Consider the following 26,608-nt stretch of genomic DNA (forward strand, 5'->3'; position numbering starts at 1 on the left):
ATTTAAGTTGAAGAAATGATTTATGCGATGAACGGATCCACAATCGCCAGCACATCGGCCTTGCTGAGTGGTTCATCAAAAGCTTCGGAAGCAGCGGAAACAGATACTCCGGAATTTCCGATATTCACAATGTTGATTCCCGCCTGCGTAGTAAGGTCTTCACCGTTGTAACTCGCCTGTACAGCAGCTCCGATGCCACCTGTATCTTTCCCGGTGATCCATGGCTTGATGGTGTTATTGCTGAGCAGCGCCCTGCGCATACTTCTGATATGTGATGCATGCCTTGCTTCTACCGAATGAATCTGCAATGCAGCGGTGAGTATATCATTGTTTTCCATCAGCTCACCAGCCTGCCCTTTGTAAGCACGTACACCGGTATCTTCAAAAGTTTGTGCAACTGCGAGAAACAGCGCGTAGTTGGTGAATACATCTTTGAAGGGACCATTGCCCGACCCGTTGCCGGCAGAAAAATCGAAAGTGGGTTTACTTACCGGAGTAGCGCCAAGCTGCGTGATCACAGACTTTAACAATGCTACATGCGCATTCTCATGATCCCGAATGGTGGTGATGGCGCCAGTTGGCGCACCCGCCGGAATGGGAGCCATTGCTACTCCTTTAGTGTAGAATTCAGCTTCGAGGTATTCGAGAGTAAGAGCATATTGCAATACGGCAACAATACCTGCAGTATCACGTCCGTAAGCTTTTTTGAACAGACTGCCCAGTGCAAGCGGCAGTGCTGTAAGTGCCAGTACACGGCCTGTTCGGGCAAACTGCTGCATGGTCTTTCTTCTGGTATCCATCCGGTCGTATATTTCCGGATCTGTTTCTTCCAGTTTGTTGAATATTTCAAAGAAGTTCATAGTGATAGTTTTAAGAAGTGGGAAGATTAGATGCATTTACTTTCGTTTTCAGAAAAGCACCTGCAACATTTAATACTTCTGAAGGAGATTTGGCAAGATCGAGGCCTTGTGCATTCACCACCGTGCTGTCGGCAAAGCTGCCATTGCTCAGCAGGTCGCGGATATACCCTGCATGCCGGGCTTCAACCGATACAATTTTGCCTGCAAGCTCCAGATAGGCTTTGGTTGTAATGAGCTTTCCGGCACCGTTGTAGGCAGATACGCCAAGATCTTCAAATGCCTTGGCAGTGTTCAGCACACTGGTTCTGCTGGAAAAATCAATGGATGCAAAATTCACTTCCAATGCACCAATGGCGTTACCTGCAAGCGCTTTTTTGAAGAACTCCCGATGCGCCACTTCGTGATCGCGGATATCAGTAAGCAAAGCAAGTTCTGATGCAGTGATGCCGGAATATTGCGAAGCGATCACCCTGGTATAGAATGCGGCTTCCAGCTGCTCTAACGCGTAGGCATAGTTGAGAATTCCGATATCTCCGCTTCCGAGATTGACGCCTCCGTTATCTCCATTGTTATCATCGTCTTTGTTGCACCCGACAAGAAAAGCAGAAGCGCCTGCAATGGAAGCTGTGAGTCCAACGTAAGTAAGAAACTTTCTTCGCCCAACCTGATTGGGCAATAAGGCCTCTTCACTACCCTTTTGGGGCAGCTGCATTTTTTCTTTTTTCATGATTATGTATTTAATTGGTTAGCGGTCCATTTAAATCAGAGAGGGGTTGCGATGGATGATGTGGATTAAATAGGTACGTGGCAAAAAGCCATAAAGTTCACTGTGGTAAATATTTTTTTGGAGAGCGGTTCAGCTGTTCACTTTCCCGAATACATACATCTGCTCAAGTGTGGGCTGGTCGCTGCCTCCGGCCTTTTCGAGCGTAACCGCATAAGCTTCGGCACCGGCTACCGCATTGAATCTGCAGTAAGGATCGCAACCGGTAAGCATACCCGCATTGACTGGTTTTCCGCGAACGATCGCCCAGAGCTGGTATTGTTTTCCGGTGGGAGCATTGGGGAGAGAATTACCCACCATCAGCAGTTGCTGCTTTGCAGCATCCAGCAGCAACACAGTTTGCAACTGGTTTTTGCCTGCAACGGCATTCAGAATAATTTTTGAAGAACCGGCAGCAGCCATCAGCTTAAGATCGTTGCTGACAATGTTCATTTTAGCCTGTATCAGATTATTGTTGGCAAGCAGGGTCTGATTGTTTTGCTGCAATGCCAGTGCATTGTTCTTTTCAGTGAGGTATTTTTTGTACAGAATCAGGTTTGCCGCCAAACTGCATATCAGGAGAATCAGCGATGCGGCTGCAAAGTATCGGTAAAATGGCCTGATTACAGCAACCGGACGCGACGGGAGATCTTCGTTGATTACGGCGAAAATCCTGTCCTTTACCTTGGAAGGAACCGGTGCAGTGTAGGAAGAAGCCACTCCATGGAGCCATTCTTCAGCACGCTGGATGGCTGCTTCTACTTCGGGGTATTGGCGGCGTATGCTGTTGAGCTCTTTCTCTTCTTCCTCACCTGCGATGCCCAACAGATAGCTTTCTATGATGCCGCTTTGTATGTATGCATGTATATCCATGCTAACTCATCTGTTTTTTTAATTGCAGTATAGCCGCTCTGAGCCTTGTTTTCACTGTCCCTAATGGCAGTTTCAGCATTTCGGCAATTTCTTCCTGTGTGTATCCCTGGAAGTAAGACAGTTCAATGAGCACTTTATGTTCGGCTTTGAGCGATTGTACTATTTTCCGCAGTCCCGTGTCTTCTGCGGGGTTGAAAGCTCTGTCGGCAAGTGATGTGTAATCATTTACCGAAGAACTTCTCTTTTGGTTCTGCCATTCTTTTTTTCTGGTGGCGTCGATGGCTGCATTTCGGGCAATGTTGAACATCCAGGTGAACAGTCTCCCCCTTACAGGATCATACTGTTCAATCTGCTTCCATATCTTAATGAATACCTCCTGAAGAACATCTATCGAAGATTCCTCATCCTGCAGAATATCCATGATCACTCCGTTCAATGCTGCGGAGTAATGATCATATAAATAACCAAAGGCCTTACCGTCGCGCTGTTTCAGCGCTTCTACGAGCTCCTGCTCGGAATATGTATGTACACCTTTCAATCGTAGATGAATAACATTAGTGCATCATATACGCCTCAAAAGTCAGGAAAGTTTTACCTGCCGGAGATTTCTTTTTAAGTGGATGGATCATAGGGGGAAATGCTTACCGCACCTTATTCGGCGAAATGCCGTATTTCTTTTTGAAAGCGGCGCTGAAATGCTGAATGGACGAGTATCCCAGGAGGTTGGCCGTTTCTCCTACCGTTTTCTGCTCATCGAGCAGATAACTCTTTGCCAGCTCCAGTCTTTTTTCCGCTACAAACCCGAAGGCTGTTATATTGAATAATTCTTTAAAGCCATATTTCAATTTATACTCATTCAGGCCCGCCAGTTTGGCCAGCGCAGCAAGGTTCGGGGGATTATCCACATGCTCATTCAGGTACTCACGCGCATACATGATGCGCTCCTTATCATAAGCCGTTTTAATTACCGATCTGCTTCTGCCGGCCGCATTGTTAAATGCTTCTGCCTGAAGTACCAGTATTTCAATGGCCTTTGAAAAGTAGTACAGCTGCTTCATACTGTTTTCGTAAGTACAATTCAGTATAGCATCTATTACCTGCTGCAATTTGAAATCGATGGGCAGGTTATCACCCATCGACACCGCCTCTCCTTTCATGATTTTTTCTGCAAATCGCTGCAGATTTTCATTGGCATTATTGGTGAGCTGCAGAAATACGTCTTTATCGAGTTGCATGATGAACTGGGTAGCAGTGGCACCGGCATTACGGATAATGCCTGTTGCATTCGATGTGTAGATCATGTTGTGCTGGTTCTCCCCAAACTCAAGTGCCTTATGGCCCGATGCCGGTTCAATAGCAATACATCCTTTCAGATTGAACTGCAGGTGCACCATTTCAAAATCCGTTTTCCAGACCAGTTGAGGGTTTCCCTTGTAAAGCCAGTTGGAATGCATCAGGCGTATGCCATCGAAACTCCATTGGGTCATCTTCGTAGCAGCATAAGGAGTATCCAGTTCACTGCTGAGCTCCACCAGTTTTTTCTGATGGAAATCCTTCACCGACAATTCATTCCGGTGAATGGAAATATCATTGTTCAATTCTCTTAATTCGAAAGACATACTCCCCTTTATACAAATCTAACTCCTTTAGATATAAGTTGAAACAGGCAGCATTCATGAATTTAGCAGGGTTGTAAAAACATAATGAATATGAATCCTTACTTATTAATTGTATTAGTGCATATTGTTGGATTAACCCTTGTTGCAGGCACAACATTGATTGCTTTTATTGCCAATCGCAGGTTCTGGAAGCTTTATCCGGATAATGGCCAGCAGGCATTGGGAATAGTTGCGTTGACTAAGAAATTCTCCGTGGTTATCGGAATTGGAATGGTGTTGCTCATCAGCTCCGGTGTAACATTAATGGTGCAAACGCATGGCGTATATGCAGAGCAACTTTGGTTCAGAGTTAAAATGATACTGGTATTGCTGACCATCGTAAATGCCGTTGTAGGCCGGTCGCTGGAAAAGCGCGTGAATATTGCTTTAGCTGAAACGCAGGGCAGCGCCTTGTCTGCAAGGGCCCTTACGTTGAAATCGAGAGTGCAGGTATTTTTCGTTGTTCAGCTGGTGCTGTTCTTTTTCATATTTGCGCTGGGTGTGCTTAAGATCAACTGAGTATTTTATAGACATTGAGGTAAGATTTATCGACAACATGCCGGAATTGCCGGCACGTTGTCGATGAATTGTCTTACCAAAATGGCAACTCAGATTATTGCCCGCTCTCAGGCGACAATACAAATATTTTCAAACTGTTTGTATGCAGGTATTTTTTTGCAGTCTCCTTAAAGCTCTGCGCAGTTACGGCCTCCATCTTACTGGCCACTTCAGTGATCTCTTGAAGATCCTTTCCTACCTGCAGTTTGGCGCAGATCTGGCTAAGCCAGTATTCATTGCGCTTCAGCTGCACTTCCATGCTCTTTGCAAACTCAGCTTTGAATTTGGTCAACTCCCCGGCAGAGGCACCGTTTGTAACCAGTTTGTTCAGTTCATCTTTGGCAGCCATCGTCAATTTTTCTACCATGCCCGGAGAACAGGTAAATCCTATGCGCAATTCATACCGTTTGCTGTTTTCCAGCATGCTCATTGAAATACCTGGCGAATACACTTCATGTTCAGTTCCGCGAAGTCTTTCAGTCATTTTTAGTTGTACAATATCCCTTAACGCCGTCATATTTCCTGCGAGGTTAGGTTCTTCCTGATATGTTCCATCCAGGATCATCGTTACAGTAGACTTATCGGTTTTCCCTTTTTGGATCAATTTGGTAAATCCGCCTTCAGGATATGTATACTGAATGTATTTTGTTCCTTCATTTCTGTTCAGGCCGGGAAGACTGGCCAGGTATTGCTGCACCATAGGTTTGAGGGTATTGAGATCCAGGCTACCCACCAGTACAAAAGTGAAATCCGAGAAATCAGCAAATCTTTCCTTATAGATCTTCAGCGCCGTATCTGCATTGATCATATCCACTCTTTCTGCCTGGACCGCTCTTTTGCGGAAATGGTGATTGAACATTACAGCATTGATTGTGTCAGCAAATACGTTCGCCGGTTTACTGTATCGTTTCTGTGCCCGGTCTTTGGCCTCTTTGAGTATGCCGGCCACCAATTCCTTATCCAGCCTGGGTTGCGTAAAATAGAGGTGCATCAGTTGAAAAGCAGATTCCAGATCTTTCTTACTGCTGCTTGCATTCACTCCTTCATAATTCTCACTGATAAATGGGTTTACTGTCATGGTCCTGCCCGTTAGCACTCTCGATAATGTTTTAGCGTCCAGCTCACCAACGCCTCCTCTGGACAGTATTCCAACAGCATCGATCGCAGACTGATAATCCTTATCAGGATACAGCGAACTTCCGCCCGGACTGAATGCAGAGATCAAAATCTGGTCATTTCTGAAAGTAGTTGGTTTGAGTATCACTTTCGCTCCATTGCTTAATTGCCAGGTAGTGATCCCCATCTCCTGATTGGTTGTTTCAGAAACGATGCTGCCTCCCTTTGGTAACTCATTCATCAGTTTCTTATTCACTTTCTTTTCTTCCTGAACAACCAGTTCCTCTTTTCCTACTTCTTCTGTCCATTTCTCCAGTTCTTCTATACCGGGAAGCTGGTCACGCTCAGTGGACGGAGCCATCACATACACGTCGCGGTTCTTATTGTTGTAGAATTTCTCTATGAGGGACTGTACTTCTTCCAGCCCGATATTCCTGATATGCAGGTTGTAGAATTCATTGTAAAATTCAGCAGCGGGATAAGGCACATTCTTCAAAAATGCATTCACATACACTGTTACATAATTCTGAGAAGTGACCTTGTTCCGTTCACCAAACTGATAATCTTTTTTCTCTATGAAGGAGGCTTTTGCACGATCCAGCTCATGCTGATTAAAGCCCTGCTCTTTTATCTTACGTAGCTCACGCATGATGGTCTTGAATCCTTTTTCATATTCACCCAGGTTCACCGTTACATTTACGGAAGCTGATCCAAGGCCGGCAAACAAAGATTCAATTTTTATGGCTGCACTCAGAAAGGGCATCTCAGCGCCTCTCCGCATATCATTGATCCGGTTGGCCAGCATGGTATTGAACAGAGAAGCGATCATCGAATTTCTCAGATCCAGCTCGGATTCTATCTTGTCTCTGGTTGGATATTTATGCAGCACCTGAATAGTGGCATTGGCGATCTCTTCGTCTAACACAGTCTGATAATGTTCCCGTTCTATCTGAGGTATTTTCACCTCTTCCGGTTGTGCACCATTCGCCTCCTTTTTCAGATCACTGAAAAGAGCGATGATCTTCTTTTCCATCTCAGCCGCATCGAAATCACCTACGGCAATAATCGACTGCAGATCGGGGCGATACCAATTCTGGTAGAATTTCTGAAGATCGGCAGCCTTTGCATTCTTCAATACAGAATCGATGCCGATGGGTGCGCGCTCTGCATACTTAGCACCATTCAACAGATTGAACAGGCTTTGTTCTCTGATGCGCTGCTCCAATCCCTGCCGCTGGCGCTTTTCCGCCAGAACAATGCCCCGTTCTGTATTTACACCGGCTTCTGTGATCTCGATATTCTGAGCCCAATCTTTCAGAATGGCCAGACCGGTTCCCAGCAAACTGCTATCCTGTGTAGGAATGGGAAGCTGGTATACTGTTTCATTATAGCTGGTATACGCATTCAGGTCGGCCCCGAATTTTACACCTGCTTTTTCCAGAAAGTCAATCACATTATTTCCCGGAAAATTTTTGGTTCCGCGAAACGCCATATGCTCAACAAAGTGAGCCAGCCCACGTTGTTCATTAGTTTCATGTACTGAACCGATCTTATTCACCAGGTAGAACACCGCCCTGTTCTCAGGGTTCTTGTTCCTGCGGATATAATATTTCAAACCATTCGGCAGTTCACCGGTAATAACAGCTGAGTCATTCGGTAAGATCTTTTTCTCTAATCCTGTGAGGGATACTTTATCGTCTTTGCAGGACACTACGCCGAGGATCAGCAATAACAACACTAAGATGCCTGCTCTTCTTTTTATAAGGATGCTCATAATAAAAAATAAAGTGATTAACTGTAACGCAATTTCTTTGATGGAAAGAGATCGAAGATCCCTTCCTGCCGGATGATCATCATGCCATGGCGATCATCCGAAATACCCTCCTGCAACGTATAGGTGTAGCGGGTTGCATTGGCTTCCAGCAGAGAGGGCATGTATTTATACTGTATGCCAACTGCTTCCTTTTGCAGCAGAGCGCCAACTTCAACAATATGGGTTGAAAGCACAAACAGGCTCTGCTTATAATCCAGCATGGCTCTGGCCACTCCGGAAGTAGCATCGAAGGCATCTTTTACATTGGTACCCTTGAACAACTCATCAAAAATGATGAGCAACTTTTTTCCCGCTGCCACTTCTTTCGCCACCTCTTTTACACGCAATACTTCAGCGTAAAAATGACTGTAACCTTTACTGATATTATCGGGCAGATTGATGGAAGAATACAAACCATCATACACCGAAGTTTCCATCTCCTTAGCAGGAACAGGAAATCCCAAATGAGCGAGGTAGCAACAAATCCCAATGGTTTTCATGAAGGTGGATTTCCCCGCCATATTAGCTCCTGTAAGGAACAGCATGTTTTGCCGGGCATCCAGCTGCAGATCATTTCCAATGGCCTTTTTCAAACCGGGATGATACGCTCCTTTCAGCTTCAGCAGCGCCTTTCCATGAAGGATCACCGGACAGCAATAATTATTCTCCTCCATCAATTGTGCAACACCCAGAAAAACATCCAGCTCATAACAATCACGGAGAAGGGAATTGAATGTTTCATGGTTATCGCCACGCAGGAATGATTCATATTTACTTTGTTGCATAACCGATAATCTGTCACCAGCAATATGCGCTTCAAACTGGTCCAGCAATTTGTTCTCCAGCAAGGCACTGTACCGGCCGGTTAGTTTTTGCAGATAGCCGGACTCCATACCCGTTAATGTGCCCCTGAACCAGTCACGCAGTTTCAGCAATGCTTTTAAACCTTCAGTGAGCAGCGTATACACATGATCCTGTTCTTCTTTCATACCTGCCAGCGCAACGGATCTTCTTTTGAGTACCTCTGTGAACAACTTCACCTTGCCTACCGGTGCGAAGCTGGTGAGATATTGTTCCAACGCCTCCAATTCTTTTTCCTCCACCGGAAAAGCAAGCGCTTTGCTCACCAGTGAACTGATGCTGCGCTGCCTTTCTTCTATAGCAGCTGCCTCTGTAAGTGGATGTTGAAAATACGTTTCGAGCAACTTCTCTCCCCCCTTCGTTCTTGTACGGTTATACAGGGAGAAAATTGAATCGGTCTTATACTTACCCAATAAGTTGAGGTCTTCCGTAGTTTGCCTGTCGGTACAAAACGATCTCGCTTCCTTATTCATAGATTTTTTCTTTCTTTCCATTCGCTAATATGTCGAGAATGCCTTCGTTCTGGATGATCAGCATACCATGACGATCCTCCGTTACTCCTTCTGTTAAGACATAGGTGTACACAGGTTGATGATCTTTCATCACGGTTGGCATATAAGCATACCGGATGTTCCGGCACTGATGGCGGAGATCATCCGCAGCTTCCACAATATGGGTTGATACCAGCATCAGGCTGTTCTCCAGTTCTGAATAAAGTGCAGTAACGGCAACGGTAGCTTCATGTGCATCTTTCACATTGGTTCCGCGGAATAATTCATCGAATATGATGATGAGCTTTTTACCGGCAGCCAGTTCCATGGATACTTTTTTCACCCGCAATACTTCGGCATAAAAATGACTATGCCCCATTTGAATATTATCGGAAAGATTGATAGTGGTATACAGGCCATCACTCACCGTAAACTTCATAGATAAGGCAGGGACAGGCAAACCGATATGCGCCAGAAAAACCGTGATACCAAAGGATTTCATCAGGGTAGACTTTCCTGCCATATTAGCTCCGGTAAGGAACAACACCCGCTGTGATGCGTTCATTTCTATATTGTTCCCCAATGCACCGGGTACCAGCGGATGGTAAAAGCCCTGAATGTGCAGTTGCTGATCGCCATCGGGCAGTACTTCAGCAAAGGCCAGCTTTCTTTCGCGGGCAACGGTGGCAACAGAAATATACAGATCTAACCAGTATACATACTCTAAGATATGCTGCAGCTGATCGTAATGGGTAAAGCGGAAGAATCTGTCGCCGGAAGCGATCTGTTCAAAACTCAAACGTGTTCCCACCAACGAGGAATAGGCGGCTTTGAACTCCTGATTATTCAGGATGCTCTTTACCTCTTTCTGCATTTTTTGAAACGCAGAAGATTGTCCATTCTCATTGGTTTGTTCCAGAAAACTGTTCAATCGCGTCAGGCACTCTCCTATTGCTTTCAGGGCTTTTTGAGTGAAGTTCAGTTGTGTGTCTGCCTTCAACCATTTGTTCAGCTTACTTTCCATGGTTTCACCATCCGCTCTCAGCAGGGTTCTGCTGTCGCGATCGGATAAATAAGCTACCATCACCTCAATCCAAACAGCTTCCAGCGGGAAGGTGGCCGAAGTGCTGCAAAAGAATTGAATGGTTTGAGTACGCTCTCTGATCTCATCCGCACCGGTGGTGGGATAATGGAAGATATGTTCCAGCTTCTCCGCACCGCCTGTTGTGCAGGTACGGTTAAAGAGAGCATAAACAGAATCCTTTCCTTTTTTACCGAAGATGTTGAGATCATCCAGTGTTTGTTTATCTGTATTCCAGATCATAACTGTTCCTTTTTAGCGTTATCTGGCCTTTCTTCTCATCCAAATAAATACACCCACCAAAGCCAGCACCAGCGGGAATCCGATCTTTAGCAATCCTCCCATCAACTTCCATGATCCGGAACTGAGTTTATTGTCGATGGGTGGCGCCAGACGCATATCGATGGGCGCTTTGCCATCACTCAACCAGAAGAATGCGGCCGCGATCAGGTAATAATTGGCGGCTCTCAGTTTCGGTCTGTTGATGCCGAGTTCTTTGTTGCTGAGCCAATCTGCATCACCTGTAACCAGTATTTTCTGTTGCTTATCATTCACCGTTCTGCTCAGGGCCATTACTGCAGGATACTCCTGTTCGGATTCGTCTTTTTCAACATCCAGCACAGGCAGTTTATCGATAGTATTGAAACTGTCCTTTTCAATCCAGATGCCTGATGCAGGCGTTCTGAAAAGTGTGGTGGCCTCGAATCCTTTCGACGGATCGAACTGCAGCACAGCGCTTCCTGCCAGCGCAAGTGAATAATTCTGCTTCTTCATTTCTTCCAGTTGAAAGGAAAATTTAGCAGCTTCATCGGATGGACGCAACGCAATAACATCGGGTTGAAGATCTTTATTGGCATGCACCAGCGTACCAGGGAGGAATTTCACTCCGATCTCTTTGGTGATCTCATTCATCTGTGCTGCAACATCCGGTTCACCTGCGATGATGAGGTTTCCACCTCTGGCGATATATTTTTCCAGGTTTTGCAGCTCCACCGGTGAATACATTTTCCTCGGCTCTGCAATCACCATTATCTGAATATCGTTGGGCACTTCGGACAAGAGGGAGATATTCGTAAAATCAAATCCCTGATTGAGCATGGAATGACGGAAAGTTTTTTCCTGCGTCACCATATTGTATCCTCTGTCCTGGTTGGAATTACTCTGCCGTTCTCCATGGCCTTCCACAAAACCCACTTTGGGCAATTCCATCACCAGGCGTTTAAAAGCTGCCGTTACTTCTGCTTCGTTCGGATGCACCATCATATCATTGAAGATGCGCAGGAATGTTTTTTGTCCGTTCGCTGCTTCCAGTACATGCACATAACGGTAATCCTCTCCTGACAGATCTACTTTATCACTGATCTCATCATAGGACTTCACATCGAACGACCAGTCGTTCAGGATCTTCAGAGAGTCCATTCTTTCAGAGTCGGACAGTTCCGGGAACCGGGTTTCCAGATAGGGAAAATTGGCACGATGGTAATACAGTGTTTGTTTTAATGTGAGATCGGTTTTGAAACGGAGATATTTCTCAAACCGCTGTGCTTCGCGCTTGTAGAATTTCGGCAAGCCATAGCTGTAATGCCTGTCAAGCATATTCACGTACGTATGAATGGTCAATGGTCCTTTCAGCATGTCAACCACTTTCTGGCTGTTCTCGCTGATGGTATTCACTTTTGAGTAAGTGGTATCGTAGTAGACCTTACACGAAGGCAATGCACTCACATAACCTACCATGCAAACCACTATCAGCGTTATTGCATACCTTGAAAAAGTAGCCCAGGCAGCCGTTTTCTTTCTTTCCACCTGCAGTTTGATGATGGTGAATGAAACAAAGAGCAGTATCACCATGATAAAATAGAGCAGGTCTTCCGATGTGATCAAACCTGAAATGAAAGTGTTGCTTCTTCCGGCGAGAGCGATCCAATACGTTATATCCCTCACGAATGCGATCTCCTGCCACCAGCTTTTCATCAGATTGAGCAATGCCAGAATGCCCAGTGTACCGATGGCTGCCACTACGGTATAGGAAGTGATGGACGACATGAACAGGCCCACTGCAGCATACGCACAGATCAGCAGAAACAATCCCAGCAGTGCACAGAGTACAGCGGGATAATCAAAGTGCTCAATGGTGAATGCGCCATGCAGGCAAAACATACCCAATATCCCGATCAGTGCAAATGCAAAAACGATCAGCGCCAGATATTTTCCCAGCACTATCTGAAAGCTGTTGATCGGTGAGGAATACAGGAGTTTGATGGATCCGCTGTTGAACTCGCGGCTGATAACACCCATCGTCAGCAATGGAATGTATAAATAGAGATAGCTCTGAATATTGGCAAAGAAGCCATCAATCGGATTATTGAAAATATTCTGTGTGATATTCCGGGTAGCCTGTCCCACAATATCCTTGTGCGCAAGAGCACCATAAAGATTGGTGTACACAATACCTGTCTGCAATGCAAAGATCACCAGCACCAGCCAGGCAACCGGAGAATAAAACAAAACCTGCAATTCCGCCTTTGCAATCCTATATGTTGTTTTCATTGAATGTTCTTTTGTTTGACAGCTTTAGAAGATCAGGACTTTTTCTTTGAGAGTTCGGCAAAAATATTGTCGAGTGAATTTTTGTTTTGTGAGATATGCAACAGCTCCCAGTTGTTCTCCACAGCGCTTTTTACGATACGGGAGATCACTTCTCTTGAACCGGCAGCATAGTTGACGGTATAGTCGATGCCACCGGTATGAACGGCATCCACCACTCCATCGATGGCAGTTAAATATTGCAGGCCGGGAAGTTGCGCCAGACTCACGGAAAGTGAGCTGGGCTGGAGATACGTGTCGAAATCTTCCATGGGGCCGGAAAAGATCATCTGTCCTTCATTGATCATCCAGATATGTTCGCAAAGCGCCTGCACTTCCTGCAGGATATGTGTAGACAGGATCACTGTTCTTTCTTCTGCGATGCTTTTGATCAGTTTCCTTACTTCCAGAATCTGATTGGGATCGAGGCCGTTTGTAGGTTCATCGAAGATCACGAACTCCGGTTTGTGAATGATGGCCTGAGCAATGCCTGCCCTTTGTTTGTATCCTCCTGAAAGGTTTTTGATCAGCCTCTTTCTAAAGTGCGAAAGATTACATAACTCCATTACATTCTTTACTGCAGAAGGGATGTCTGCTTTGGGTATCATGCGCAGGTGAGCGCAATAGGTAAGATATTCCTCTACCGTCAGCTCAGGCTGTACCGGAGGCATCTGCGGAAGAAATCCGATCTTTTTCTTTGCCTCCACGGGATGTGTATCCAGATTGTATCCTCTGATGTATACATTGCCTTTTGTTTGTTTCAATACGCCGCACATGATATTCATGATGGTGGACTTCCCTGCTCCGTTAGCACCCAGCAATCCGTAGATCCCTTTTTCCTTTAGTTCAAAGCTGATGTCTTTGATGGCCCATTGTACACTGTACCGATGGGATAGCTGTTCCACTTTTACAATAGATTCGCTCATAAATCCTGAAAGTTTTTAAAAAATGATACCCTGTATCGTCTGTTCAGACGACTGTACCTATAGCATTTATGTAGTTGGAGGATTAACGCATAATACCGCTTTTAACGGTTATATCTGCAATGCGACCCAGACCCGTCATACGATGTAACTCAACAGGGGCGGGCAATGTAAGGGAAGCATCGGAAATATTATAGAGCATAACGGTGCCATCTTCCAGACCCACCGCCAGTTCAAGGGAATTGTCCGACTGGCACATGGCAGTGATCTTGCTTCCGTAAGAAGTGAAGAGTTTGGCTGCACTACCCGTGATCATATCATAATAATACAGATCGGTATTACCAGCGCCGCCGGAGAAGAAAATGAAATTTCTGCTCTTGATGCCAATGTACTTTGATTCAGAATTTACCAGGCTGCTGCCGGTAAATGGTTTTCTGGCTTTAGGAGAAAAGCTCATCACACGATTCACATTGCGCATGGTAAACGACTGCATATAGATCTGCGTTTCTCCCGGTTTTCTCATCAGCACCACTCCATCGGAGCTGAGGCTACTGCCAGACTCATTGAAAGAGCCGCCCCATACATATTGCCAGTCTCCCATATGATTGAAGTTTACATGATCTGCAGGATATGGTGTGGCTGCTGCCGGATTCGGCAATGTATCGATAACCACATAACCACCGGTTGAATGAAGGCCGTTCAACGAAAGGAAAAGTATCCTGTTATTCAAAGAGTCATACATGAAGTTCATGAGGGTTGCCATGGAGTGGGAATTCCACAGATCGGTGATCTTCATTCCATGCAATGTGGTCATTGGAAAATTCAACCAGGGCATCGAAAATGGTACAGGCGAATTGGAGAATAATCTGGGATATACCTCTCCGTTGGTATTCACCAGCAGATGTGCATTAGGATAGAAGCCCATATTTACGGCATCGGTATTGGCAGGCGCGCTGCCGGCGAAAGCATCTTTGAGCCGCAACCTCTTCTGCAGGCTGTAGGAATCCAGTTCCACTGTACCCTGACCTCCCTGCTGCATTACCACCAGGCTCCATACACCTGTTACCGGATAGTTCTTCAGCTTTATGGGTTTGCTTCCCAGGGATTCCCCATTGTTTTTTCTTTTATAGATGTCCCGGTCGTCTACATACAGTTTTTGAGTGGCATCGTAACGAATATGCGCCAGCTCCGATTCTCCATCTTTTTCATAGAGGATCCCGTAGCCGTTCTGATAGGGAGAGGCCATCTTCAGCATCAGATTTGAAGAGAAGTATTTGACCTTTGTTGTTTTATCCACCATGCAATAGTTGACCGGCAAAGTTGCGGGCGCCGCTGCTGTGAATACCAGAATGGAATCGGTACCCACCAGCTGATCACTCACATACCATTCATGATTGTAATCCGCTGCTGTTTTGGATGGGTCGCTATATACTCTGATAGCATCGATAGTGACCGGCATGTCGATGAGTGCATCCATATTGGGAGCCTGAAACCTAATAGTAACGGGGCTTCCGTCTTTATAGGAATAATTGCCCCTGTCTTTGATACATCCCGGTAAAGAAATGAGCAGTGTGGCTGCAACAGCATATACAGAAGATCGTACTTTCATTGTTTTCAGATTAGAGATTAACCAATTAAGGGAAGACTGGCCAGCATATCCGATCCATCTTCCAGCAAGAGGGGCGTTCCGTTTTCCTTCATTTCTATCAGGTGATATTTGAAGCGAAGCATCAGCACGCGTTGTTCGTTGGGATCATATGCATCGAGATCCCCCACGCCAGTAACATCCATGAAAGCCCTGAATTTTTTTTCCGAATAAATGCCTAAATAGAACCTGTCCATATCTGCATTCCACCAGCCTGGTTTGGCAATGAGATCACTGATCCTGAAAACGCGGTAGGCATAATTGGTCTGCCCGGCTTTCACTTCTTCCGTATCCTTTATTCTGATAGTGAGCAGCACGGCTTCAGTGGCCAGCTGAGGAATATTTCTGAAAACGATATGTGCAGTATCCTGCGTAAACCCTGCCCTGTATCTGAATACAGTGGGCAGCGTGTAGGTAGTGGAAGGCGCATTGGTCTTATCCTGCACCACTTCGATCATATAGTTCAGATCTTTTTGAGGCATAGTGCCTGTCAGTTTCACGGGCATTGCCAGATCCACTGCAGTTTTTCCGGGATGGAAGAAAAAAGAGAACTGCGTAGTGTCTGTAAAAGCAGTGGTGAACTGTATGTAATGATCACCTTTATAAGTAGGGATGTCCCTCTTTGAACAACTTTGTACAAAGAGCCCGGTAAATCCCAATAATATTATTGCCAATTGTTTCATGAGTGCTGATTTCGATGATTAGTAAATGACTTCTCCTTCCGGAATTTTGAATGTGAACCTTTCATCCATGGGAATCAGCTGGGTGCTGCTGGCCTGTATTCCTCTTCCCAGTCTTTTGTAAGCGAAGATGGTTTGTCCTTCTGTCAGGAATTCCCTCCGATATTCATTTAGTAACTCGTTATAGAAACCGGTTTCCGACTGGTCGCTGAAAATGTTGATCTTACCTCTTGCTACACGCACCTGATTGAGAATAGCAAGAGCATCTGCGGTTAGTCCTTTACGGTATAATGCTTCGCTGTAGATATAACAGATCTCACTCAGGCGAAGCACAGGAACGAAGGTATTCTGCTGAGGCCTGTATGTGGCGGTTGAACTGGTAGCTACCCATTTCTGGCTTACCATATCGGTAGATACTGCAGCATCCGGAATCAGCAGGTTGAGCCGGTAATCTCTTTCGGAAGACGGGAACCAGGCAGATACTTGTTTATTGATCCTATACCTTACAGTGGTGCCTTTGTATGTGGTAATATCGGTTACCAGATCTGTGTTGAATGAGCCAAACAACACATCATCCGCAAACTTGGTATAGATGTTTGCGCCTGCTGCATTGGCAGAAGAAGTGAACTCCCACCATTTTTTAGTGCCTGAAGGTCCGTAGCTATACACATAGGCTGCTTCATTCAATGCGCGCTCCGCATCACCTGCATACAATGCTACTTTAGCCAGCAGACCTGCGATGGCAACATGGTTCAATCGCATCATGCGGAATGAGAAAAAACGTTCTTCCGGAATAATGCTGCCCACCAAACGGCTGGCGAGTTTGCCGCTGAGCGAGGCTCTGTTGAGAATGGTATCGTTCTCTGCTACCAGGTTCTTCGCTTCTTCCAGGTCGCGCTGAATGTTTTGCAGCACAGTGGAAGTGGGTGATGGTGCCGTGTAATAGGATGGATATTTGTCTACGTAAGGGATGTATTTTCCCGACAGGTCCAGCGCAGGAGAAGGCGCAAAAAGTCTTACCAACTCAAAATGAAGCAATGCACGCAAGGCCATCGCTTCTCCCATGATCAGTTTTTTCTCCACATTGCCAAACTGGAACAGCCCGGTATCCTTATTCTTTATTTCAGTGATCAGTTTATTGCTGTTGGCAATAGCTTTGTAGGCGTTGCCCCAGATACTTGTTCCCAGTGCGAGCACAGTGGGATCTGTCTGAACGAAAGTGGTGGCGGCATTTTGGTATTCCTGTGAAATATCATTGCCGATATAATCCTGTGCCAGCGCACTGTTGAGGCCCCATGTGAGATTTCTTCCATACAGGTTCCCTTCAGCAATGTATTGGTATATTCCATTCAATGCATTCCGGAATCCGATGCCTTCACTGAAAAGTCGTTCCTGTGTGATCTGATCCGTAGGCTTAACATCCAACCATTTATTACAGCCGGAAAAAACAAGTACACAAAGTACTACTGCTATATGTTTAATGAATGTATTCATGTTTCTGATTTTTAAACGAGCACCACTTACAATACGATCTTTACAGTTAAATCATAGTTCCTTGCGAAAGGATAAGAAGTTCCCCGCTCCTGCATGATGGTCGACCAGGTGGCCAGGTTATTGGACGACAACTGCACTTTCAATCGCGAGATGCCGAATCTTTGCAGTTTTTTCGACACCAGGTCGTAAGCGAGGCTCAGCGAATTGAACCGCACAAAATTGTTATCCTGTATGAACCTTGAGCTGGGTCTTGTGGTGAAACTCCGGCTGGCTATGTCTTTCAGGGGAGTGATGTCGCCCGGTTTCACCCATCTTTGCAGCAAGATCCTTTTATCGCCATTCTTATTGTAGAGGTCTACGTTTTCCACTTTAGTTACCAGCGTTTTGTTGTATTCCTGCGCACCGTACTGATACAGGAAAGATGCAAAAAGTGAAAAAGCTTTATAGCCGATATTGAATCCGAATGAACCCTGGCCTTTTGGAGAATAATCTCCAATGATAGTTTGATCGGAGGCTGCCCAGTCGTAGGTAATGGTACCATCAGGACGAACATACACTTCCTTACCGTCCATAGGATTAATGCCAAGCGATCGCATTCCGAAAATGGAAGTGAGAGATCCTCCTTCTACATACTTGGTATACGGCGTGGAATATTTACCGAGGAATTGAGGGCTGGTAGGAGTGTTTCCTGTAAAGCCATCGTACTGTGTATTTACGAGGTCGTTGTATTTTTTCAGAGAGTTGGATAATTCCAGTAATTCGTTCCTGTTGTGTGCGAAGTTCCCATAAACTGAAAACTGAAAATCTTTTTCACGAATGATATTCGCTCTCACAAATACTTCGAAACCTTTGTTGCGCACCTTACCGATATTGTCTTTGTAACTGGTAAAGCCGGAAGAAAGTGGAAGGTCTACATCGTTCACAAGATTGTTGGTGATCTTGTTGTAGAGATCGATGTTCACAGACAGCAGGTCTTTAAAGATCCCTACATCGAGTATCAGGTCGTAGGTGGTTGTTTTTTCCCAGGTCAGCGCGGGAGATTCCATGCCCATAAGGAAAGCGCCGTTACCGGTTGCATACCATTTGTCCTGATAAGTGAACAAACCTTTTGCCGCGTAAGGAGGGAAATTGGTTTTACCCAGCTCACCCGTTGTTCCTGTTAATCTCAGCCTGTTGAAAATACCAAGCTCTTTCACCCATTTGTATTTATGGAAGTTGATACCGGTACCCACCGACCAGAATGGGGCAAAGCGATTATCGGAACCGAATTCGGAGGAACCATCGAGACGGCCTGAAACATCCAGGAGGTAAATATCCTGGAAAGCATAGTTCATGGTAACGAAACTGCCGAACAAACGGGTATGATTATCCGAGTAGCCGGGTTTGCGCACAATTTTGTTGGCGAAATTGGGAGAGTTCTGCGAGCCCGAGGGGAAGCCGGTGTACAGCTCGGCAGACATGGTCACTTTTGTTTCGCGGGCATTCATGCCTCCTGAGAAATTGAAACTGTGTCCGGCAAAACGATTTTCATATCGTACGAACAGATTAGAATTAAATCCTTTGTTGATGGTTTTGGTGCGTGCCAGCTCTCCGATATTGCTGAGGTCTGTATTGTTATTGAAAGAGTATTTACTGGAAGCAGGGTCGGTAAAAATATCCGTCCAGGAATCCTGCCTGGTGAGTGCCAGGTCTGCCCTTAACTGGAATTTGGGTAAGAAGTTCCAGATGATGGCTGTGTTATTCACTAAGCTGTAATAACCGTTCTTATCAAAACTATTGGTATGGTAAGCTTCGTACAGGGGATTGAACCGGTTGGCGACAGATTCGATTGCCACATGCCATTCAGTGGTATTTTTTACAGGGCGACCATCCGGTCCGTAGATCTCATCGTAAGGCGCTTTGCTGGTATACGCGCTGAATTCGCCGTAAGGAGAAGCTTTGGCATCTACCACATCATACGTAATGTCGTTGCGGATCTGGAATTTCTTTTGTCTGTAATCGATTCCCAAACCTCCACCTTTTCTTTCGCGGAAGGAGGATTTCATCACACCATTCTGCTTATCGTATTTCACCAGAAAATTGAAGCGCAGGTTATCTGTACCACCATCGATATTGAGCGTGTGTTTGTGATTGAATACATTCTGTACCGGCTGTGCGATCCAGTCTGTATTCACACCACGGGCAATTTGATTTTGTTTCATCAGCAACTCTTTCATGAGTGCTCCTTTGTTAACGGGAGTCATGCCGGGTGGAGGAATGTAATAACCAGCGAGGACTTCGGCCTCCAGTTTTTCTGCAGCGTTCATCAGGTTATAATCGGAAAGATCGGGTAATGATAAAGACCCTGCCATCGTATAATCCAATCTCAGTTTGCCGGGTTCGGGCGCAACTGTTTCGATCACCACTACTCCATTGGCGGAGCGGGAGCCGTACACAGCCGTTGCTGCAGCATCTTTCAGAATGGTGATGTTCTTGATTCTGGTGATGTCGAAATCATACACGCGTTCAGCAGATACTTCGTATCCATCCATGATGAAGATGGGAAGGTTGGGATTGTTGGTGAGTGCTGCCTGCGACACATCCACCTGATCCAGCGCCTTAACGCCAATGCCTGAACGCCCTCTGATATAGAACTCGGGAAGCGTATTGGGATCACTGCCCATCACATTGTTGACTTCGATACGGAAAGAAGGATCGAATACCTGCAATACATCCACCAGATTCCGGTTACTTACTTTGAGCAGGTCTTTCTGTGTTACCTGGATGGAGTTGCCGGTAAAACTTTCTTTTTTCATGCGGCTGTATCCGGTCACTACTTCGTCCAGCGTTTTTTCGGCCATCTGCAACTTAATGAGGACAGAAGTGGCATCAGCGGTTACTTTATGTGTGGCTTTTTCAAACCCTACATAGGAGATCTCAAGTACATCGCCTGCGTTCACCTGCAGCGTGAGTTCACCGGTTGGCCCGGTAACTTTGGAGCTGCCACTGTTCTTATTGGTGACAGTAGCGCCGGTGAGGGCATTCCCATCTGCACTTACAACTTTTATTTTAAGCTGTATCGGCGGGATGGGAATGGGGGAACCGGCCCCGTAGGAAGATAACGGGCTTCCCAGGCTTTTATTCCCTTCGGCAATTATTTGCCGGGTAATGAATACAGTTCTGTCGGCAATCCGGTAATTGAGCGGTTGCCCTTTTAATAATCTTTCCAGGAAATCATCCAGCGGAAGATCCTTTGCTTTTATAGAAACAGGTTTAGTGTTGGAGAGCAGCCCTTCTTTGTAGAGAAAAACAAATCCTGTTTGTTTTTCAATTTCCGTAAACACTTTTTCGAGTGAAGTGCCGGAAGCGGAATAAGTAATATTCTGGGCCAGGCCATTGGCGCTCACATTGAGGAACGCAGCAGTTAGTAAGAGTACAGTCAGCTTCATAGCTAATAACATTTGAGCAATCCCCCGGTGCCTCCACCAGGCGAACGGGGAACAATAAGCAGTTTTTGGCATACATTTGCATTGTTTGGGTTATGAAAGCAGTCTTCCCGACTTTGTTTATCAGCCTGAACATTTTTCCGTTCCGATGGCCGTCGGAACGGTTTTTGTTTTTGGCCTACCTTAATGTTTATTGAACTATCAGAATGCGGTTCTCCAGTTTTAGCTTCAGCTCATTATCCGATAAGAATTTAATTACATCAGCCAGCGCTACGCCCCTGCTCATTTTGCCACGGAATTTTATAGCGGGCATCGGGCCTTCGTAGCGAACTTCAATATCGTACCAGCGTTCGAGCTGCCGCATGATCTCAACAAGCGGCATGTTCTCAAAATTAAAATGGCCATTTTTCCAGGCCAGTATCTGATCGGGGTCAATTTTGGGAGCGATGGTAATGGCATCGCCAACCCTTGCCTGCTGGCCCGGTTGAAGTATTTCGGACTGATCTCCTTTGCTTATCCTCACCTTTCCTTCGATCAATGTTGTTTTACTATTACTTTCATTGTCGTAGGCATTAATGTTGAAGCTGGTTCCCAGCACTTCGATGGAAGACCTGTCCTCTACCTCCACGATGAAAGGTTGTGCAGCATTTTTAGCTACTTCGAAATAAAGCTCTCCGGCAATTTTTACTGAACGTTTCTTTCCGGTGAAGATGGCAGGATAGGTAATGGAAGATGCAGCATTCATCCATACTCTGGTGCCATCGGGCAAAGTGAGTTTGTATTGTCCGCCTTTGGGTGTTCGCAATGTATTGGTCATTACTTTTCCGTCAGGTGTGCCATTGGGATTGTAGACGATGGATCCATTGGATTGCTTTTCAATTGCAGCAGTTCCTTGTTGAGCAATGATCCCGGTAGCGGAGCTATCGAGCACGATGGATGATCCATCTGCGAGTGTGAGTATTGCTTTATTGGTGCCGGGTAAAATATCTTTTGCAGTAAGGTTGTTACTGATCTCTGCTGATCCGGTATCCTGTTTGAACAGCAGGAACCAGGAGGCTGCTCCGAGGATCAATACAATAGCGGCGGCCCATTTCAGTCTGCCGGCAGATCTGATGGAGAATAAACGCCTGCGGGGTGCAACGTTGGGTGACGCCTGCTGGCCGGCAATGTTTATGATGGTTTCCTGGATCTGCAATAACCTGTTTTCCTGCATTGGCTGGCCGCTGATATATCCTTCTGCTATTGCATCGCGGATCAGCTTCCTGCTTTCAGACTCATGAGCTGCATCGGTCATGAACTCCAGCAACGCTTTGAGTTCAGCCTCTGTAGCCCTGTTCTCCATTGCTTTTTTGTACAATTCATCTATATGAGTCATAACGGAAAATAAATGCTTTCTTATAGAGACAACATTCACTATCCGTTTTGGGGGAGTGGGCTATAAATATTTTTTTGCTTCTGTGAGAATCAGAATAATGGGGATGGATTTGTCTAATCGCGAAGTACAATAGGCCCGGATGATCCGCATGGCCTGTTCCAGATGCGATTTTACAGTTTCAGCAGAAACATTCATCTGCAGGGCTGCTTCTTCGCGTTTGTATCCCTGTTCCTTAATGAGCTGGTATGCTTCGCGCTGGCGGGGCGAGAGTTGTTGAACAGCTTGCTGTAACAGATCGGTCAGTGCGTTCTCCTGGATTTCTTCCTGATTGATTTCTTTGTAGAAGTCGGCGACCCAGCTCTTAACGTCATTTTTTTTGCGCAGGGATTGTTTGATCACATTCAATGCCATGTTCTCTGCCACAGTATTCAGCCATGCAGTGAAATTGTCGAGCGCAGGTAAGGTGTCGCGCTTCATCCAAACTTTGAGGAATAAGTCCTGTACTACTTCTTCGGCCATCCACTGGTCTCCGGTCAAGCGGAGTACGGCATGATACACACCTATATGTTTTGCCCGCATGAGCTGGGTAAAAGCTGCTTCGTCGCCGGATGCTATTTGCAAGAGAAGCTCTCGTTCATTGTTAAGTAGGGCAAACAAGAAAGTACGGATGAATGTGATTTAGGTGTTCAAATGTAGGGGTTTTGTAATTCATTATAGTCTATACCTTTCTGGTTTCAATTCGCGGGTTGTTTATTTATTTCACTTTGGCAGGTACTGAAACAGCATATTTATAGCAATCTTTGTTTCCTTTTTGGGAATTTCCCAATAAACGTGTATCATTGCACCCCAATTCGTTTTATGCCCAGATGGCGGAATTGGTAGACGCGCGTGACTCAAACTCACGTTACGAAAGTAGTGCAGGTTCGATTCCTGTTCTGGGCACAAAAAAACCTCAGCGAAAGCTGAGGTTTTTTTATGTAATAGCCAATATAGTTAAGCCGGCTAAAAGCATGCATGCAAAACCTTTGGTTTTGACCAACATAGAAAAATGCAATGAACCTACTTCGTAAGAAGTTGAATAGTCTTGCTGCTGATTGGGGGATTACTAGCCTATATCACAGCGCATGGTAGTGAGGATCTGCTTAAACCCCGCCTTCTCGTAAGCCCGCACCGCCGCATTATTATACGTATACACATCCAGCCGCACTTCGCGCACACCTTTGGTTCTTATCCAGCTCTTGAGCCCTTCTATCAGCTGCTGATTCAATCCCCGCCCTCTGTATTCTGGCAGTACATATTGAAATCCCAGATGCGCATACTCAGGTTCTATCTGGTAAGGCTTGGCTTTTCTGATCTGCGCATACCCCGCTCCTACCAGTTTGCCATTATCTTCCAGCACCAAAACTTCAGAATCGTCCCTCTGTATCAGATCCTGCAAATCGTAATAGATGAGATCTCCTTCTTTGAGGGTTTCATCGAATGGTCTTTCAGCATCTACCAGCAACTGCAGAAATTCAGCCAGCACAGGCAGATCGTTCAAAATAGCTTTTCTCGTTATGATCGTACTCATGTCTATAAGGTTTCGGAAACGAATTTAATCAGAAATTATGTAGTTGAATACATAATTCTGCATTCGATTGTTCGGAGGCTTACTCAAAAACCACCGTTTTATTTCCGTAGACAAATATTCTATCCTCGAAAACCAGTCGCAGTCCGCGTGCCAGCACTGCTGTTTCAATTTCTTTTCCTGCCTTCACCATGTCTGCAGTAGTGGCCGAATGGGTAACCGGAATGATCTGCTGCGCCAGTATCGGACCTTCATCCAGATGATCCGTTACAAAATGCGCCGTAGCTCCGATCAGTTTTACGCCGCGCTCGAACGCCTGCCTGTAAGGATGCGCTCCCGCAAATGCCGGCAAAAATGAATGATGGATATTGATGATCCGCATCGGATATTTCGCTACAAACTCAGGCGACAATATGCGCATGAATTTTGCCAGCACCAGAAAATCCGGAGAATACTGCTGTATCAGATCTTCGAGCTGCTGTTCGAACAATACCCTTGCAGATGCAGGCACTTCAACTTTATGGAAAGGGATCTCGAAACGGCGGCAGATATCTTCCAATGTATCGTAATGGCCGATCACGGCCTGCACTTCTGCACCGAGTGATCCGAAATAATTTCTGATGAGAATATCCGCGAGACAATGATATTCTTTTGTTACCAGCACTACTATCTTTTTCTGTGGACTGGGGTTCACTTTCACTACGGCATCCGAAGGCAGTTCGCGGAGCAGTTTTTCTTCAAGCCCAGCACTCTCTCCTTGCTGCTCTACTTCTACACGCATGAAAAAAAGATTTGCCTGCTTGTCTACATGCTCACGCAACGAAACAATATTCAGCGATTCGTTCGCCAACACGCCTGAAATGGCCGCTACCAGTCCAACCTGGTCTCTGCATTGTATCAGTATGATCATTTTTTTGGTTGTTTAGGGGCTTCGTAACTGTTGTCTGCTGTATTTGCATCGAGAAATACCGGATGCCCGATAGTAACGGACTGAGCCCGTTTATTGTAGTTGATCAGTACAATAGCATTCCTTGTATCCCGCTCCCATACCGATGGCGTACAATGAATGGTTTCTTTTGTTCCATCCATATAAGTAACGTTCACATCGAATGGAACGGCCATCCCGCCTATATTTCGCACCCGTACCATATTGGCATGAGGGTTTTTGGATACGCTGCCGATGCCAATATCCATGTAGTTGGGAGAAAAGAACCAGTTGTTCCAGAACCAGTCCAACGGCTTGTTATAGGTGTTGTTGAATGTATGGAAGAAATCCCACGGAGTAGGATGTTTGCCATGCCAGCGATCCATATAGGCATGCAGGCTAGTTTTGAATGCAGCATCTCCCATCAGATCTTTCAGTGCGAGATATGCAAGGGCTGGCTTTCCATATTGGTTTACTTTCAGTGCTTTTCCTGTAAGCGAGGTACCGGGTGTAATGATTGGTATGTCCATATCACCGGAGCGGTCTTTGATCCATTTGAATACCCTGTTCTCAGTGAACATCTCCTCTGCATAGGTTTTCGTCATGTAATCGTAGCCGCTCAGCAGTTCGAGTGCTGTTGCCCATCCTTCGTCCATGAACCCGAACCGTGTTTCGTTGATGCCCATATAGAACGGCATGTACATATGCGCGATCTCATGCGCCGCTACATTTCTGGCGAAATTCTGTTCGTCGAATGATCCGTCGTTGGCCATCATCGGAAACTCCATTCCATCATCGCCATTGAATACAGTCATTTTTTCATATGGAAAGGCAATGCCGGGCCATTCTTTAGAGAACCAACGAATGCTCAGTCCTGCATCGAGCGCCATTTTGTGGAAATCAGCCGACTCCGGTTTGTAAGCAGATTGTACACTGGTTCTGCGTTTTGATTTTTCATCTACCTCCACACTCCATGCATCCCATGCATAATGATCGCTGATTGCGAAAGCCATGTCCGGGATGTCGGATGCTTTGAACGTCCAGCTGTTCACCGCTTCCTGTGATGTAACGCGTCTGGCTTTCATTTCGTCAGCAGTGGCGATATGAATTACTGTGTCGCTGGTGAATGATTTTTTGTATCTCGCAGTAAACTCAGGCTGCAGCAGTGTTTCAGGCCGCTGCAATGTTCCTGTTCCCCATACAACAAAATTTCTGGGTGCATTGATGGTAACGGTATAATCGTTGAAGTCGCTGTAGAATTCGTGTCCGTCAGTGAAATCATGATCATCCCATCCATTGTAATCATCGTATACGGCAATGCGTGGATAGAAGTATGCGAGGAAGTAACTGGACTTATCTGCCATGCCTTCCCTGCCCATGGAGGATGCGATATCGAAATGCCATCCGATATTCAGTTTCACAGATTTTCCCGGCAGAATTGGTGCGCCGGGTTCAATGAAATAATTGGTGAAAGTTTTGTCGTTACTGAGCTCGTAAGACACTCCGTTTATTTTCAGGTCGTCGAGTTGTACGCCGGCAGTGAGATCGTTTTCATAGGCTTTGCTTTCGCGCGGAGCGCCGGGCTTGTGAATATTGAGGAAAAGTTTGAGCACCAGTTCGCGGAGTGTATCCGGACTATTATTCGTATACACGATTTCTTCCACCCCTCTGATAGTTCTTTCAGGAGGATTCACCGCCAGCTGAATATTGTAAGTGGCTTTATTCTGCCAGTAATTCTTTCCGGGATTTCCATCCGCGGAGCGCGTGCCGTTGGCATATGCCTTCTTAATATCGGCAGGCATGTATAAAGATTGTGCGTCCGCCTTTTCAATGCTCATCAGAGAAGTGGTCAGCAGCAGTGCAATACATCCGGACTTGAACATCATGATAAAAATTTGGAAACGGAAGTTATTA

The 26,608-nt window shown here is 45.7% G+C and carries 20 protein-coding genes and 1 tRNA gene; 2 read left to right on the forward strand and 19 right to left on the reverse strand.

Going from position 1 to position 26,608, the window contains the following annotated elements; genetic code table 11:
• Nucleotides 1-20 precede the first annotated feature (20 nt).
• From HHL16_RS13285 to HHL16_RS13305, 5 genes are all read right to left on the reverse strand, one after another.
• Nucleotides 21-860: a ferritin-like domain-containing protein gene (locus HHL16_RS13285; RefSeq protein ID WP_169425683.1), complete on the reverse strand. Its 840-nt coding sequence runs from the start codon at nt 858-860 to the stop codon at nt 21-23.
• A gap of 10 nt (nt 861-870) precedes the next feature.
• Complete coding sequence (locus tag HHL16_RS13290) at nt 871-1,587, reverse strand: ferritin-like domain-containing protein (protein ID WP_169425684.1); 717 nt, start codon at nt 1,585-1,587, stop codon at nt 871-873.
• Between the two features lie 129 nt (nt 1,588-1,716).
• Entirely contained in the window at nt 1,717-2,496 is a 780-nt protein-coding gene (locus HHL16_RS13295; protein WP_169425685.1) for an anti-sigma factor, read from the reverse strand.
• 1 nt (nt 2,497) lies between these two features.
• Nucleotides 2,498-3,034 (reverse strand): sigma-70 family RNA polymerase sigma factor, encoded by a 537-nt coding sequence (locus HHL16_RS13300; RefSeq protein WP_169425686.1) that lies wholly within the window; start codon nt 3,032-3,034, stop codon nt 2,498-2,500.
• Between the two features lie 103 nt (nt 3,035-3,137).
• Nucleotides 3,138-4,115: an AraC family transcriptional regulator gene (locus HHL16_RS13305; protein ID WP_169425687.1), complete on the reverse strand. Its 978-nt coding sequence runs from the start codon at nt 4,113-4,115 to the stop codon at nt 3,138-3,140.
• Nucleotides 4,116-4,205: 90 nt separating this feature from the next.
• Between HHL16_RS13305 and HHL16_RS13310 the strand changes: the two genes are divergently transcribed.
• A complete protein-coding gene (locus HHL16_RS13310) occupies nt 4,206-4,673 on the forward strand; it encodes a DUF2269 family protein (RefSeq protein WP_169425688.1) in 468 nt (155 codons plus the stop codon).
• A gap of 94 nt (nt 4,674-4,767) precedes the next feature.
• On the opposite strand, the gene HHL16_RS13315 is transcribed toward HHL16_RS13310, so the two are convergent.
• The 11 genes from HHL16_RS13315 to HHL16_RS13365 all read right to left on the reverse strand — a co-directional run bounded on the left by HHL16_RS13315 (nt 4,768) and on the right by HHL16_RS13365 (nt 22,823).
• Complete coding sequence (locus tag HHL16_RS13315; RefSeq protein ID WP_169425689.1) at nt 4,768-7,602, reverse strand: M16 family metallopeptidase; 2,835 nt, start codon at nt 7,600-7,602, stop codon at nt 4,768-4,770.
• Nucleotides 7,603-7,619: 17 nt separating this feature from the next.
• Nucleotides 7,620-8,996: a DNA mismatch repair protein gene (locus tag HHL16_RS13320; protein WP_169425690.1), complete on the reverse strand. Its 1,377-nt coding sequence runs from the start codon at nt 8,994-8,996 to the stop codon at nt 7,620-7,622.
• On the reverse strand, nt 8,968-10,317 hold the full coding sequence (locus HHL16_RS13325; RefSeq protein ID WP_169425691.1) for a DNA mismatch repair protein: 1,350 nt from the start codon (nt 10,315-10,317) through the stop codon (nt 8,968-8,970). The genes HHL16_RS13320 and HHL16_RS13325 overlap by 29 nt, the downstream gene beginning before the upstream one ends.
• Nucleotides 10,318-10,335: 18 nt before the next feature.
• Nucleotides 10,336-12,624 (reverse strand): Gldg family protein, encoded by a 2,289-nt coding sequence (locus HHL16_RS13330; protein ID WP_169425692.1) that lies wholly within the window; start codon nt 12,622-12,624, stop codon nt 10,336-10,338.
• Nucleotides 12,625-12,656: 32 nt separating this feature from the next.
• Nucleotides 12,657-13,586, reverse strand: a complete 930-nt coding sequence (locus HHL16_RS13335) for an ABC transporter ATP-binding protein (protein ID WP_169425693.1) — start codon at nt 13,584-13,586, stop codon at nt 12,657-12,659.
• Between the two features lie 82 nt (nt 13,587-13,668).
• Complete coding sequence (locus HHL16_RS13340; RefSeq protein ID WP_169425694.1) at nt 13,669-15,192, reverse strand: PKD-like family lipoprotein; 1,524 nt, start codon at nt 15,190-15,192, stop codon at nt 13,669-13,671.
• A 17-nt stretch (nt 15,193-15,209) separates the two neighbouring features.
• Complete coding sequence (locus HHL16_RS13345; protein ID WP_169425695.1) at nt 15,210-15,911, reverse strand: DUF4843 domain-containing protein; 702 nt, start codon at nt 15,909-15,911, stop codon at nt 15,210-15,212.
• An 18-nt stretch (nt 15,912-15,929) separates the two neighbouring features.
• A complete protein-coding gene (locus HHL16_RS13350) occupies nt 15,930-17,402 on the reverse strand; it encodes a RagB/SusD family nutrient uptake outer membrane protein (RefSeq protein ID WP_169425696.1) in 1,473 nt (490 codons plus the stop codon).
• 26 nt (nt 17,403-17,428) lie between these two features.
• Entirely contained in the window at nt 17,429-20,830 is a 3,402-nt protein-coding gene (locus HHL16_RS13355; RefSeq protein WP_169425697.1) for a SusC/RagA family TonB-linked outer membrane protein, read from the reverse strand.
• Nucleotides 20,831-21,017: 187 nt separating this feature from the next.
• Nucleotides 21,018-22,202, reverse strand: coding sequence for a FecR family protein (locus HHL16_RS13360; RefSeq protein WP_169425698.1), 1,185 nt, complete (start codon nt 22,200-22,202; stop codon nt 21,018-21,020).
• Between the two features lie 60 nt (nt 22,203-22,262).
• The gene (locus HHL16_RS13365) at nt 22,263-22,823 is read right to left on the reverse strand and encodes a sigma-70 family RNA polymerase sigma factor (protein WP_169425699.1); all 561 of its coding nucleotides are present in this window, start codon (nt 22,821-22,823) and stop codon (nt 22,263-22,265) included.
• 239 nt (nt 22,824-23,062) lie between these two features.
• Here HHL16_RS13365 and HHL16_RS13370 point away from each other — a divergent pair.
• Nucleotides 23,063-23,144: transfer RNA gene (locus tag HHL16_RS13370), tRNA-Leu, on the forward strand.
• Nucleotides 23,145-23,307: 163 nt separating this feature from the next.
• Here the strand turns inward: HHL16_RS13370 and HHL16_RS13375 are convergent.
• The 3 genes from HHL16_RS13375 to HHL16_RS13385 all read right to left on the reverse strand — a co-directional run bounded on the left by HHL16_RS13375 (nt 23,308) and on the right by HHL16_RS13385 (nt 26,580).
• On the reverse strand, nt 23,308-23,772 hold the full coding sequence (locus HHL16_RS13375; protein WP_169425700.1) for a GNAT family N-acetyltransferase: 465 nt from the start codon (nt 23,770-23,772) through the stop codon (nt 23,308-23,310).
• Nucleotides 23,773-23,851: 79 nt separating this feature from the next.
• A complete protein-coding gene (gene purU, locus HHL16_RS13380) occupies nt 23,852-24,679 on the reverse strand; it encodes a formyltetrahydrofolate deformylase (RefSeq protein WP_169425701.1) in 828 nt (275 codons plus the stop codon).
• Nucleotides 24,676-26,580 carry a M1 family metallopeptidase gene (locus tag HHL16_RS13385; protein ID WP_206022409.1) on the reverse strand — a complete coding sequence of 635 codons (1,905 nt, stop codon included), beginning with the start codon at nt 26,578-26,580 and terminating at the stop codon, nt 24,676-24,678. Before HHL16_RS13385 ends, purU begins: the two co-directional genes overlap by 4 nt.
• Nucleotides 26,581-26,608 lie beyond the last annotated feature (28 nt).

The sequence above is a fragment of the Pseudoflavitalea sp. G-6-1-2 genome, from assembly GCF_012927185.1.
Classification (GTDB): domain Bacteria; phylum Bacteroidota; class Bacteroidia; order Chitinophagales; family Chitinophagaceae; genus Pseudobacter.

Excerpts from the sequence above, each read along its gene's own strand:
- HHL16_RS13285 (WP_169425683.1), bottom strand. The coding sequence starts at position 860 with ATGAACTTCTTTGAAATATTCAACAAACTGGAAGAAACAGATCCGGAA.
- HHL16_RS13290 (WP_169425684.1), bottom strand. The coding sequence starts at position 1,587 with ATGAAAAAAGAAAAAATGCAGCTGCCCCAAAAGGGTAGTGAAGAGGCC.
- HHL16_RS13295 (WP_169425685.1), bottom strand. The coding sequence starts at position 2,496 with ATGGATATACATGCATACATACAAAGCGGCATCATAGAAAGCTATCTG.
- HHL16_RS13305 (WP_169425687.1), bottom strand. The coding sequence starts at position 4,115 with ATGTCTTTCGAATTAAGAGAATTGAACAATGATATTTCCATTCACCGG.
- HHL16_RS13310 (WP_169425688.1), top strand. The coding sequence starts at position 4,206 with ATGAATCCTTACTTATTAATTGTATTAGTGCATATTGTTGGATTAACC.
- HHL16_RS13315 (WP_169425689.1), bottom strand. The coding sequence starts at position 7,602 with ATGAGCATCCTTATAAAAAGAAGAGCAGGCATCTTAGTGTTGTTATTG.
- HHL16_RS13320 (WP_169425690.1), bottom strand. The coding sequence starts at position 8,996 with ATGGAAAGAAAGAAAAAATCTATGAATAAGGAAGCGAGATCGTTTTGT.
- HHL16_RS13325 (WP_169425691.1), bottom strand. The coding sequence starts at position 10,317 with ATGATCTGGAATACAGATAAACAAACACTGGATGATCTCAACATCTTC.
- HHL16_RS13330 (WP_169425692.1), bottom strand. The coding sequence starts at position 12,624 with ATGAAAACAACATATAGGATTGCAAAGGCGGAATTGCAGGTTTTGTTT.
- HHL16_RS13335 (WP_169425693.1), bottom strand. The coding sequence starts at position 13,586 with ATGAGCGAATCTATTGTAAAAGTGGAACAGCTATCCCATCGGTACAGT.
- HHL16_RS13340 (WP_169425694.1), bottom strand. The coding sequence starts at position 15,192 with ATGAAAGTACGATCTTCTGTATATGCTGTTGCAGCCACACTGCTCATT.
- HHL16_RS13345 (WP_169425695.1), bottom strand. The coding sequence starts at position 15,911 with ATGAAACAATTGGCAATAATATTATTGGGATTTACCGGGCTCTTTGTA.
- HHL16_RS13350 (WP_169425696.1), bottom strand. The coding sequence starts at position 17,402 with ATGAATACATTCATTAAACATATAGCAGTAGTACTTTGTGTACTTGTT.
- HHL16_RS13355 (WP_169425697.1), bottom strand. The coding sequence starts at position 20,830 with ATGAAGCTGACTGTACTCTTACTAACTGCTGCGTTCCTCAATGTGAGC.
- HHL16_RS13360 (WP_169425698.1), bottom strand. The coding sequence starts at position 22,202 with ATGACTCATATAGATGAATTGTACAAAAAAGCAATGGAGAACAGGGCT.
- HHL16_RS13375 (WP_169425700.1), bottom strand. The coding sequence starts at position 23,772 with ATGAGTACGATCATAACGAGAAAAGCTATTTTGAACGATCTGCCTGTG.
- purU (WP_169425701.1), bottom strand. The coding sequence starts at position 24,679 with ATGATCATACTGATACAATGCAGAGACCAGGTTGGACTGGTAGCGGCC.
- HHL16_RS13385 (WP_206022409.1), bottom strand. The coding sequence starts at position 26,580 with ATGATGTTCAAGTCCGGATGTATTGCACTGCTGCTGACCACTTCTCTG.